Below are 1,947 nucleotides of genomic sequence, written 5' to 3'. Positions count from 1 at the left end.
GGCGGGCTGCGTTTGTTGTTCGACCTGTGCGGCAGGCGTCGCGGCCTCCTGCGCGCCAGCATCGGGGCCGTCATTGGTACAGCCCACGAGGGCGGCAACCAGAATTGACCAAACAATCCCCCTGAGACTACCCCTATTTTTTGCTCCCGGAATTGAACCGAACAATCTTTTCCCAATCAATGGTACCATCGTCTTCACAGAAATTAGCGCTGAATTCATCAATCAACTTTTTCAATACCTCTTCATACCGGCTGCGATACCCCTCATTCCACTCCCTGGCATTATGACCAAGGGGAATGATCAGGTCCACATACAAGTTTTCCAATCCCGAAATGAACTCCCAAAAATCCTGACCACAAAGCTTCTTCCACGTACCCTTGTCGGCACTCCTTTGACCGTAGCAACAGCCATTTACGCATTCTACGGCGACTGAAGCACCACTCGTACGAAACCTTTTGATTGCACTTTTGAAAAGCTCTTCCATTTTTTTCACCTGACTGGAATTCCCCCAATCAGGCCCCGATTTTATCGTGACAAGGTATAGTACATTGTCACGTTCAAACTCAAGATCAATACCTTCGATCCCGGATTTTCTTCCTCCAAAAGCTCTTTCATTGACAAAAATGGCAAGCTGTTCGAGCCAATTTCCAAACAGCGTTTCCTCCTGAGAAGACACCCAAGCCTCGGCAAGCCCCCTCACAAGGGCTTCGGGCGTATCAAGGTCTTTGATCCGAAACAGGTACGGGTTCTTTCTTTTCAAGAGTACATGGAGCTTCAAGCGCTCGAGGCGATCAATCTTTTTCTGATGGAACTCCTCGATGTGTTGGGCTACCCATTGACTGATTTCATCGAGTGTCAGATTTCCCATATGATTCTTCCGGTTCGAAAAGTACGAGTTTGACGGGTTCAAGTTCCGCCTTGACCATCTCGAAATATTCCTTGTGGATCTCGATTCCTATGGAATGCCTGTGAAGGCGTTGTGCCACCTTATTGGTGGTACCAGATCCCATAAAAGGATCCAGCACAACGTCGCCTGGCTTGGTAAAAAGGCGAATAAACCATTCAGGCAACCCTTCGGGAAAAGCCGCACTGTGTTTCTTGTTGCTACATTCAGTCGCCAGATGCAAGACATTGGTGGGATATACTTTCTCGCGCCCTATCCAATTGGCAATTCGTTTGCCAAAGCCGCTTCCCACCTTCGATTCATCGCGCTCCAAATCCGTTTTGCTCAGCTTGCGCAAACGCGTCTTGGCCCAATCGCCCACAGGCACCATCACTTCTTCCTGGTACATGTTGAATTTACGCGACTTGTTGAACTGAAGGAGTCGCTCCCAGGCATCCCGAAAACGATTGGGCCATTTGCCGGGGTAGCAATTCTTCTTGTGCCAGATAAACTCTTCGGTCCACAGCCACCCCTGCTTGCGCATTTCAAGGATCAACTCCAGCACATAGGTACTGCGTTCGCCATTGACCACCTTTTCCTTGATGTTAAGGACAAACGTGCCGGTGGGCTTGAGCACGCGCAACAACTCGGCAGAAATGGGCAAAAACCACTCGACATACTCATCGGGATGGATTCCCCCATATGTTTTCTTTCGTTGGTCTGCGTAAGGGGGCGAAGTAAAGATCAGATCAACCGAATTGCTCGGGATTTCCTTCAGCACCTCCTTGCAATCACCAAGAAACAATTGGGTTTTTATCTCCATTTCGCCGTTTTTTTCTCAAATGTAAGAAAGAGTCCCTAAAAAAATGGTTGAGCGCACACCGTGGCACCCCGATAAAATCGGCGCCTGTTCCGACTTGTCGGAAACAGGTACTGACGGCGTGAGGTCGTAACCGCCCAGATTAGCGGCATTCACCCCTGCCCCTTGAAAAACGCGATGATCTGCTCGGCCAGCTCGCGCCCGATGAGCGACTGGGCTTCCTGGGTGGAGCCGCCGATGTGGG

At 50.1% G+C, this 1,947-nt stretch carries 2 protein-coding genes; both read right to left on the bottom strand.

Going from position 1 to position 1,947, the window contains the following annotated elements; translation table 11 throughout:
- Positions 1 to 133: 133 nt before the first annotated feature.
- Positions 134 to 868 carry a cytosolic protein gene (locus D6694_14670; GenBank protein ID RMH35534.1) on the bottom strand — a complete coding sequence of 245 codons (735 nt, stop codon included), beginning with the start codon at positions 866 to 868 and terminating at the stop codon, positions 134 to 136.
- Entirely contained in the window at positions 846 to 1,706 is an 861-nt protein-coding gene (locus tag D6694_14665; GenBank protein RMH35533.1) for a site-specific DNA-methyltransferase, read from the bottom strand. Before D6694_14665 ends, D6694_14670 begins: the two co-directional genes overlap by 23 nt.
- Positions 1,707 to 1,947: the final 241 nt, after the last annotated feature.

It is taken from the genome of Gammaproteobacteria bacterium, from assembly GCA_003696665.1.
GTDB lineage: Bacteria > Pseudomonadota > Gammaproteobacteria > Enterobacterales.
Note: the sequence above shows the minus strand (reverse complement) of the source record. Positions and strands in the feature narration are given on the sequence as shown.